Origin of the sequence: Kocuria kalidii, assembly GCF_044462225.1 — a bacterium.
In the GTDB taxonomy this organism is placed as follows: Bacteria; Actinomycetota; Actinomycetes; order Actinomycetales; family Micrococcaceae; genus Kocuria; species Kocuria kalidii.
In genome coordinates this window covers 47,696-56,226 of record NZ_JBISWJ010000066.1, presented here as the reverse complement: position 1 = coordinate 56,226, position 8,531 = coordinate 47,696, and the positions used below count along the sequence as shown (strand labels likewise).

The window sequence follows — 8,531 nt, the reverse complement described above, 5'->3', positions numbered from 1 at the left end:
GGCGGACCGGGGACCGGCCGGGACGCAGGGCCGCTCAGTAGGTGCGACGGCTCTGCTTCGCGGCCCTCTTCGTCTCGGGCGTCGCCTTGCCCTTGTAGCCGCAGTACCGGGGGCCGCGCTCCCCGTTCGCACGACGCTTGTGCTGGTTGCGCTCGCGTCCCGGCGCGTCGTGGACGGCGCCGGGGAACTCGGGCCCCGCGCCGCGGCCGACGCGGAAGACCTGGGCCACGGACGGGCGGGCCACCGACCACTCGCCGTCCCCCTGCTGGGTGGGCACGACGTAGTCCGGGAAGTAGGAGCGGGGCTCCTCGAAGGTGCCGTCCTCGCCCGGGTGCTGGACGTTGACGTAGACCATGTTCTCGCGGTCGTGGATCACGGGACCGCAGGTCTCGGCGTCCTGCGGCACGGCCAGGAACTGCTGGACGCTGCCCCGGTTGCTTCCCGACAGGCCCACGAGGAACAGGCCGTCGTTGTAGCCGATCGTGCTCGGCTGCCCGTCGGTCGAGATCCAGAGGCTCCCCTGGGAGTCGAACGCCAGGTTGTCGGGGCAGGAGATCGGGGAGACCCGGTCCGCAGGGAAGCCCGAGAAGTAGGTCGAGGGGTCCTTCCCGGGGTCACCGGCGACGATCAGGATGTTCCAGTCGAACTCCCGGGCGTCCGCCCGGCCGTGGCGCTCCGTGAGCTCGATGACGTGCCCGGTGCGGTTCTGGGTGCGCGGGTTCGCCTCGTCGGGGCCGGCCTTGCCCTCGGTGCCGCGCTGGGTGTTGTTGGTCAGCGCCAGGTACACCTTGCCGGTCCGCGGGGACGGCTCGACGTCCTCCGGCCGGTCCATCTTGGTGGCCCCGGCCTTGTCGGCGGCGGTCCGGGTGTACACGAGCACCTCGTCGACCCCCATGCCCTCGATCGCGGACTCGCCCTGCACGACGAGCGGCAGCCACTGCCCGGAGCCGTCGAACGCGCCGTCGGAGGGCACCCGGCCGGAGCCGTCGATCTCGGCGGCGGTGTCACCGGTGAACCTCGCCACGTAGAGGTCGCCCTCGGACAGCAGCGTCATGTTGTGCGCCCGGTCGCCCTCGACGTACTTCTTCGAGGAGACGAACTTGTAGAGGTACTCGAAGCGCTCGTCGTCGCCCGAGTAGGCGACCACGGTCCCGTCCTCGGCCACGCGCACCGTGGCGCCCTCGTGCTTGAAGCGGCCGAGGCTCGTGTGCTTGACCGGGGTGGAGGAGGGGTCGTAGGGGTCCAGCTCCACGATCCAGCCGAAGCGGTTGGGCTCGTTCTCGTAGCCGGGCAGGGTCGAGTCGAAGCGCGGTTCCACCTCGTGCCAGCGGCGGGACGGGGCCTCCTCGGAGATGCCGTAGCGGGCGAACTCGTCCGAGGCGAGGCCCCGGAAGTACTGGTTGAAGTTCTCCTCCCCCGACAGGACGGTGCCCCACGGGGTGGTTCCACCGGCGCAGTTGTTGAGCGTCCCGAGGACCACGGTGCCGGTGGGATCGTCCACCGTCCTGAGCAGGTCGGAGCCCGCGGCGGGGCCGTCGATCGTGATCGGCGTGGACGCAGTGACCCGGCGGTTGCGGGCGCCCCCGCGGACGTAGGACCAGGGCTCGCCCACCTCGGTGCGCGTGATGTCGACCACGCCCATGCCGTGCGCCGCCATGGCCACGCGGGTCACGAACTCGATGTCCTCGCGCTGCTCGGCGGGGAACATGATGTCCTCGTTGGTGTACTCGAAGTTGCTGACGAGCAGGCCGGTGCGCCCGCCGCGGTCGTGGAGGACGTCCAGGTAGTCGCAGTTGTAGCCGAACTGCTGGGCCTGGGCCTCGGCCGTCTGGTGGTACGGGTCGAACTCCGGGGAGTCCGCGAAGAGGGGGTCGCCCCAGCGGATGATCGGGGACCAGTCGTAGCCCTCGGGCACCGTGAGGTCGTCCACCGTGTTCGGGACCGGGGCGATCGGGCCGAAGGACAGCCCGGAGCGGCCGCGGCCGGCGGCCTGGGCGGCCTCCGGGGTGGCGCCGACGACGCCGACGGTCACGGCCGCCGCGGCTCCCAGGCCGAGCGCGGAACGGCGGGACAGGGCCGCGCTCGCGATGTCGCGGAAGTAGCCGTTGCCGGAGGTGTTGCACTCCGGGCCGGCGCAGGCGCTGCCGCACTTGAGCTCGCAGGTGACGGGGCTGCGCCTGCCACGGGTGTGCCCGAGCATGGGCAGGAGGGGGCGCTTGGCGGTCTCGGTCATGACTCTCCCAGGAGACGGGGCCCGCGGAGGACCGCGGCCGGGGAACGGGTGCTCCGCCACTGCACCACCACCCGGTGAGGAGCCGGGAGCGGCCGCGCGAACCGCGGGTGAACGCCCCGTGACCGGCCGGGGCTCGGCCCCCGGGTCAGCGCCACCGGGCCCGTGCCGGTTCACTGCACGACACAAAGCCGCGGCCGATTCCGCGGACGACCCCGGTCTGGGATGCTCGTTCCATCAGGCCGCCAGGCCGTCCCGTCCGCCCAGCGATCCGGACCCTGACCGGGAGCGCCGGAAGACCCCCCTCCTCCTGCCCCGCCCGTCCACGGGCCCCGCCGCCGCCGCGGAGGTGCCGGCCCCGGCACGGGTGGAGGAGGCTCGTGATGAGTGGAGAACCGGAAGCGGGGCTGCTCGCCCCCCAGGACAGCAGGACGTCGCGTCCGCTCGATCCCGGTGCCCGCGGCCACCGGCGTCCGGGCGTGGACTGCCTGAGTGTGCGCCGCGCCTGGGACCTGCACCCCGGGGACTGCCTGCACGGGCGGGTCATCGCGTCCGTGCACGGGGTGGTCGGGCTCGCCTGCAGCCCCGTGGCGGTGTTCTCCTTCACGGGCGACGACCCCGAGCACATCGCGCGCACGCGGATCGGGGCCGCCCACCCCGACGTGGAGCTCGGCTGCGACGACGTGTGGCGCGCCGCACGGGCCTGGGTCCGGGGTCACGGGCTGCACGAGGGCGAGTCCGTGGACCTGGACCTCCTCCGGGCCGAGGTCCTGGTCGCCGTGGCTCAGGCCTGAGGGGCCGCCCCGGCGAGGGCGTGCACGCGGCGCAGCCGGTCCAGCCACCACCGGCGCCGGTCCGCGGGCACCGCGAGCCGCTCGAGCTGCGCGGGGTCCGGGACCGCGTCCTGCAGCTCGAGCATGCCGCCCACCGGCCGCAGCGGCACGCGCAGGACGTCCTCCCGCATGAGGGACACGGTCCCGAGCCCGCAGGCGTAGGGGAGCTCGGGCAGGGCGGCGGCGAGCGCCAGACCCGCACGGATGCCCACCGAGGAGTCCAGGGCGGAGCTCACCACGGCCGGCAGGCCGGCCTGCGCGACCACGTCCAGGGCGCGGCGCACCCCGCCGAGGGGAGCGGCCTTGACCACGATCAGGTCGGCGGCTCCCGCCCGGGCCACCGCGAGCGGGTCGCTCTCCCGGCGCACGGACTCGTCCGCGGCCACGAGCACCGGCACGCCCCGGTCGGCGAGCCCCTCCCGGACGGCCGCGAGTCCTGCGATCGTGGGCACGGGCTGCTCCGCGTACGCGAGGCCGTGCCGCCCCAGCAGGTCCAGGGCCGCGAGCGCGGTGGGGACGTCCCAGCCGCCGTTGGCGTCCACCCGCAGCTCGGCCTCCGGCAGCAGGGCCCGCACGGCCGCGACACGGGCGTCGTCGTCCGCCAGGTCCTGGCCGCGCTCGGCGACCTTGATCTTCACGGCGCGGACGCCGTTCCCGAAACCGGCGAGCACCTCGCGGACGCGGGCCGCGGGGACGGCCGGCACGGTCGCGTTGACCGGGATGCGCGTGCGCCGGGGCGGTGGGAAGCCGCGCCACGCGGCGTCGGCCGCGGCCCGGAGCCAGGCGGTGGACTCGGCGTCCCCGTACTCGGGGAACGGGCCGAACTCCGCCCACCCGGCCGGACCGCGGACCAGCACCGACTCGCGCACCTCGACCCCGCGGAAGCGCACGCGCATCGGCAGGGCGACGACGTGCGCGCGGGCGAGCAGGTCGTCGAGCGGGGGCAGGGTCTCCGGCGGGATCATGCGGTCCAGCCTAGGCGGGTCCTCCCAGCCCGCACCGATCCACCCGTGGAATGATGAGTGCTCCGCCAGAGCCGGCACCGCCGTGCCCGTGCCGACGTCGTGCCGGCCCCGCGCCGACCCGCCCCACCGCCCAGGAGTCCCATGACCGCGATCGCCCATCGGCCCTCCCCGACCGTCCTGCAGGTCCTGGGTCACCTGTTCGGTGCCGCCGCGCTGTGGGCCGCGGCGGCTGCGGTGGCGGTCGTGGCCCTGACCACCCCGACCGGTCAGTGGCTCGACGAGCTGGCCCTGCGCCAGGCGCAGAACGCCTTCCCGGACCTCTCCGACCGCGCCGCGCAGCTGCTCGACTCGGTCCCGTGGGCGGTGGGCGCGGTGTCGGCCCTGTGCCTGGCGGTCCTGGCGGTGCGCTCCCGGCGTCTCGCTCCGGCCGTGATCGGCGCCGGGGTGGTCCTGCTGTCCAACCTCACGGTGCAGCTGCTCAAGCGCGTGCTGCTGGACAAGCCGGACCTCGGCATCCAGGAGGTGGTCGTCAACTCCTTCCCGTCCGGGCACACGGCCGCCGCGGCGTCCGCGGTGGCGGTGGTGCTGCTCGCCGCGCCCGCCCCGTCCCGGCCCGTCGTGGCGCTGCTCGGGGCGGGGGCGACGACCGCGACCGGTGTGGCCACGCTGCTGAACGGATGGCACCGGCCCTCGGACGTCGTGGCGGCCCTGCTGGTGGTGGCCGGCTGGGCGGCCCTGGGCGGGCTCGTGCTGCGCATGACCGGGCCGGTGGAGCGTCCCGCGCCGGGGGGAGGCCTGACCGCCCTGCTGGCCGTGTTCGGCGCGGGGTCGCTGCTCGCGGGTCTGCTGCCGCTGTGGGCGGCGCTGCGGGTGACGGGCGGGGGCTGGGCGGCCGTCGCGGCGTGCGCGGCGATCCTCGGCGTCAGTCTGCTCGTGGCTGCGGCACTGACAGCGCTGCAAGCTCCTCGGTCGCGGCGTCCTCGGCCCTGATCCGCTCGAGGCGGTCCAGGAGGATCCGCGCCGCGCCCGGGTTGTAGGGCAGACGGAACATCGAGGCGGTCACGGGCCGCATGCCGTCGGGCTGCGCGGCGGCGGCCGCGCTCGCGTCCACGCGCTCGATCGCCGTGCGCATCAGCTGCGCCTGCTGGAGCACGAAGCCGCGCTCCACGGGGTTGCCGTGGCCGGGGACGAAGACCCGGTACCGGGCGAGGGCGGCGAGGTTCTCGAGCGCCGTGGACCAGCCCCGCGGATAGGAGTCGTCGAAGCAGGGATCGGAGCCCTCCTCGACGAGGTCGCCGGTGAAGACGACGTCGTCGACGCCCACGCAGACGTCGTTGTCGGTGTGGCCCGGGCCGAGCGAGAAGAGCACCGCTCCCCGCTCCCCCAGGTCCATCCGGGTGAGGGCGGGACGCCGCCCCGAGCCCGGCAGGTGCCGGTTGGGCACGACCAGACGGGTGTCCGGCCCGTCCGCGGCGGCCATCTCGGGCTCGTGGGTGCCCACGAACGAGCGCTGGTAGTCGCCGTGCGCCCGGATCGCCGCGGCGCAGCCCCGGTGGGCCCAGAAGTCCACGGCCCCGGCGCGCTGGAACACGGCGTTGCCCAGGAAGTGGTCGTAGTGGGCGTGGGTGTTCACCACCGTCAGCGGCAGGGCCGTGCGCGAACGGACGGCCTCCAGGATCTCGCGGGCCTGGCGCGGACCCGCCCCCGTGTCGATCACCAGGGCGCGACGGGTCCCGAGCACGAGACCGGAGTTGAGCCTCCAGTTGTCCGTGCTCACGGCGAAGACGCCGTCGCGGATTTCGTTGATGCGCGCCACCCGACCAGGGTACCGACCGCCGCTGTCTATCCTGGCAACCATGACCTCCTCGCCCCCGGACCGTGCGGTCGGCGGCGCCGGCCGCTATGCTCCCTCGCCCTCGGGGGACCTCCACCTCGGCAACCTCCGCACGGCGCTGCTGGCGTGGGCCCTCGCGCGGTCCACGGGCCGGCGCTTCGTCCTGCGCGTCGAGGACATCGACCGGGTGCGCCCGGGGGCGGCCGAGCGGCAGCTGTCGGACCTCGCCCGGCTGGGCCTCGACTGGGACGGCCCACCCCTGCTGCAGTCCGCGCGCGAGTCGGAGCACCGGGCCGTGGTGGCGGGCCTCACCGCGGCGGGCCGCACGTACGAGTGCTACTGCACCCGCCGCGAGATCCAGGCGGCGGCCGGCGCGCCGCACGGGGCCCCGGGGGCCTACCCCGGCACGTGCCGGGATCTCACCGGCGCCGAGCGGGCGCGGCGCCGGCGCGAGCGGCCCCCCGCCGTGCGGCTGCGTGCGGACGTGCGTTCCCGCACGGTCGTGGACCGCTGGGCGGGCGCCTACACGGGGCTCGTCGACGACTTCGTGCTGCTGCGCAACGACGGCCGTCCGGCCTACAACCTCGCGGTGGTCCTGGACGACGCCCACCAGGGCGTGGACCAGGTGGTGCGGGGCGACGACCTGCTCCCCTCCACCCCGCGGCAGGCACACCTCGCGGAGGTGCTGGGGCTGGACGAGCCGGAGTGGGTGCACGTCCCCCTCGTGCTCAATCCGCACGGCCGGCGCCTGGCCAAGCGCGACGGCGCGGTGACCCTCGCCGAGCTCGCCGCGGCGGGGCACGACGCCGAGGAGGTGCTCGGCCGGCTCGCGGCGTCGCTGCGCCTGCCCGGCCCGGCCCGGACGGCGCAGGACGTCCTCGCCGTCTTCGACGAGGACGTCCTGCCCCGGGTGCCCTGGGTCGTGGACCCGGCCCGGTGGACCGCTCAGGAGCGCGACGACGCGGAGGAGGCGGCCTCCTCGGGGACGTGCGGGTCCTCGGGCTCGGCCAGGAAGCGCTCGTAGGCGGTGGTGGTGAGGAACGCCGGGTAGTCGTCGCCCAGGGCCACCTCCTCGAAGACGGAGCGGGCGTCGTCGAACCGGTCCCCCTGGGCGCGCTCGATCCCCGCGAACTCCTCCTCCAGCAGCTCCCGGGCCCAGTCCCGGGTGATCTCCTCGCCCTCGTCCGTGATCGCCCGCGTGTTCACCCACTGCCAGATCTGCGAGCGGGAGATCTCCGCGGTCGCGGCGTCCTCCATCAGGTGGTGGATGCCCACCGCGCCGTTGCCGCGCAGCCATGCCTCGATGTAGCGGATGCCCACCTCGATGTTGCCGCGGATGCCACCCTCGGTGATCTTCCCCGTGGCGGAGGCGATGTCGATGAGCGCCTTGTCGTCCGGCACCACGTCCTCGCGGAGCCGGTCCAGCTGGTTGGGCCTCTCGCCGAGCACCGCGTCGAAGACCTCGCGGCACACGGGGACCAGGTCGGGGTGGGCCACCCAGGAGCCGTCGAAGCCGTCCTCCGCCTCGCGGGTCTTGTCGGCCCGCACCTTCTCGATCGCGGTGCGGTTGGCCTCCTCGTCCCGCCGGCTGGGGATGAACGCGGCCATGCCGCCGATGGCCATCGCCCCGCGGCGGTGGCACGCCCGCACGAGCTGCTCGGTGTAGGCCCGCATGAACGGTTGCGTCATGGTCACGGCGTTGCGGTCCGGGAGGATGAAGCGGGGCCCGCGGGTCCGGAAGTTCTTGATGATCGAGAAGATGTAGTCCCAGCGGCCGGCGTTGAGCCCTGCGGCGTGCTCGCCGAGCTCGTGCAGGATCTCCTCCATCTCGAAGGCCGCGGTGATCGTCTCGATGAGGACGGTGGCGCGGATGGTGCCGCGGTCCACCCCGAGCATGGACTCCGCGCGGCCGAAGATGTCGTGCCACAGCCGCGCCTCCTGGTGCGACTCGGTCTTGGGCAGGTAGAAGTAGGGGCCCAGCCCGAGCTTCCGGAGCCGGCGGGCGTTGTGGAAGAAGTAGAGGCCGAAGTCCACGATGGCGCCCGCGATGGGCTCGTCCCGCACGGACAGGTGCTTCTCCTCGAGGTGCCACCCGCGGGGGCGCACCACGATCGTCGGGTTCGCCCGGGCGTCCTTGTTCTGCAGCGCGTACTTCTTGCCGTCCGGGTTGGTGAACTCGATGGTCCCCTCGAGCGCGTCGACGAGGTTGAGCTGGTTGGTGACCACGTTGGTCCAGTGCGGGGTGTTGGCGTCCTCCATGTCGGCGAGCCACACCTCGGCCCCGGAGTTGAGCGCGTTGATGGTCATCTTCCGCTCGGTGGGGCCGGTGATCTCCACGCGGCGGTCCTCGAGCCCGGGCGGGGGCGGCGGGACGCGCCACGAGTCGTCCTCGCGGATCCTGCGCGTCTCCGGCAGGAAGGTCGGGTCGGTGCCGCGGGCGATCGCCCTGCGCCGCTCCTCGCGGGCGGCGAGCAGCTCGCGCCGGCGGGGCTCGAACTCGCGGTGCAGCGCCGCCAGGAAGCCGAGCGCGTCGGGGGTGAGCACACTGTCCTGCCGGGGCACGTGGTGACCGGTGAGGGTCACGCCGTTGATCGTCACGGGGTTGCTGGTCATGGTCATCATGGCTGGTTCCTCGCCTGCGGAGTGTCCTGGGAGATCGGGTGGGGCGG

General features: G+C 74.3%; 7 protein-coding genes. 3 read left to right on the top strand and 4 right to left on the bottom strand.

Annotation, left to right across the window (positions count from 1 at the left end):
• Positions 1-34: 34 nt before the first annotated feature.
• Positions 35-2,233, bottom strand: coding sequence for an alkaline phosphatase PhoX (locus ACH9D3_RS09465; RefSeq protein WP_396410747.1), 2,199 nt, complete (start codon positions 2,231-2,233; stop codon positions 35-37).
• A gap of 380 nt (positions 2,234-2,613) precedes the next feature.
• On the opposite strand from ACH9D3_RS09465, the gene ACH9D3_RS09460 reads away from it, so the two are divergent.
• Positions 2,614-3,024, top strand: a complete 411-nt coding sequence (locus ACH9D3_RS09460; protein WP_396400783.1) for a hypothetical protein — start codon at positions 2,614-2,616, stop codon at positions 3,022-3,024.
• Here the strand turns inward: ACH9D3_RS09460 and ACH9D3_RS09455 are convergent.
• Positions 3,015-4,028: an o-succinylbenzoate synthase gene (locus tag ACH9D3_RS09455; protein WP_396410746.1), complete on the bottom strand. Its 1,014-nt coding sequence runs from the start codon at positions 4,026-4,028 to the stop codon at positions 3,015-3,017. The genes ACH9D3_RS09460 and ACH9D3_RS09455 overlap by 10 nt on opposite strands.
• Before the next feature lie 141 nt (positions 4,029-4,169).
• Between ACH9D3_RS09455 and ACH9D3_RS09450 the strand changes: the two genes are divergently transcribed.
• Positions 4,170-5,018, top strand: a complete 849-nt coding sequence (locus tag ACH9D3_RS09450; RefSeq protein WP_396400785.1) for a phosphatase PAP2 family protein — start codon at positions 4,170-4,172, stop codon at positions 5,016-5,018.
• On the opposite strand, the gene ACH9D3_RS09445 is transcribed toward ACH9D3_RS09450, so the two are convergent.
• On the bottom strand, positions 4,951-5,844 hold the full coding sequence (locus ACH9D3_RS09445; protein ID WP_396410745.1) for an MBL fold metallo-hydrolase: 894 nt from the start codon (positions 5,842-5,844) through the stop codon (positions 4,951-4,953). The two genes, ACH9D3_RS09450 and ACH9D3_RS09445, sit on opposite strands and share 68 nt — an antisense overlap.
• A gap of 40 nt (positions 5,845-5,884) precedes the next feature.
• Between ACH9D3_RS09445 and gluQRS the strand changes: the two genes are divergently transcribed.
• Entirely contained in the window at positions 5,885-6,886 is a 1,002-nt protein-coding gene (gluQRS, locus tag ACH9D3_RS09440) for a tRNA glutamyl-Q(34) synthetase GluQRS (protein WP_396410744.1), read from the top strand.
• Here gluQRS and aceB read toward each other — a convergent pair.
• On the bottom strand, positions 6,808-8,481 hold the full coding sequence (gene aceB / locus ACH9D3_RS09435; protein ID WP_396410748.1) for a malate synthase A: 1,674 nt from the start codon (positions 8,479-8,481) through the stop codon (positions 6,808-6,810). The genes gluQRS and aceB overlap by 79 nt on opposite strands.
• Between the last annotated feature and the right edge of the window lie 50 nt (positions 8,482-8,531).

Coding starts and splice junctions, on each gene's coding strand:
- ACH9D3_RS09455 (WP_396410746.1), bottom strand. CDS start 4,028: ATGATCCCGCCGGAGACCCTGCCCCCGCTCGACGACCTGCTCGCCCGC.
- gluQRS (WP_396410744.1), top strand. CDS start 5,885: ATGACCTCCTCGCCCCCGGACCGTGCGGTCGGCGGCGCCGGCCGCTAT.
- ACH9D3_RS09450 (WP_396400785.1), top strand. CDS start 4,170: ATGACCGCGATCGCCCATCGGCCCTCCCCGACCGTCCTGCAGGTCCTG.
- ACH9D3_RS09465 (WP_396410747.1), bottom strand. CDS start 2,233: ATGACCGAGACCGCCAAGCGCCCCCTCCTGCCCATGCTCGGGCACACC.
- aceB (WP_396410748.1), bottom strand. CDS start 8,481: ATGACCATGACCAGCAACCCCGTGACGATCAACGGCGTGACCCTCACC.
- ACH9D3_RS09460 (WP_396400783.1), top strand. CDS start 2,614: ATGAGTGGAGAACCGGAAGCGGGGCTGCTCGCCCCCCAGGACAGCAGG.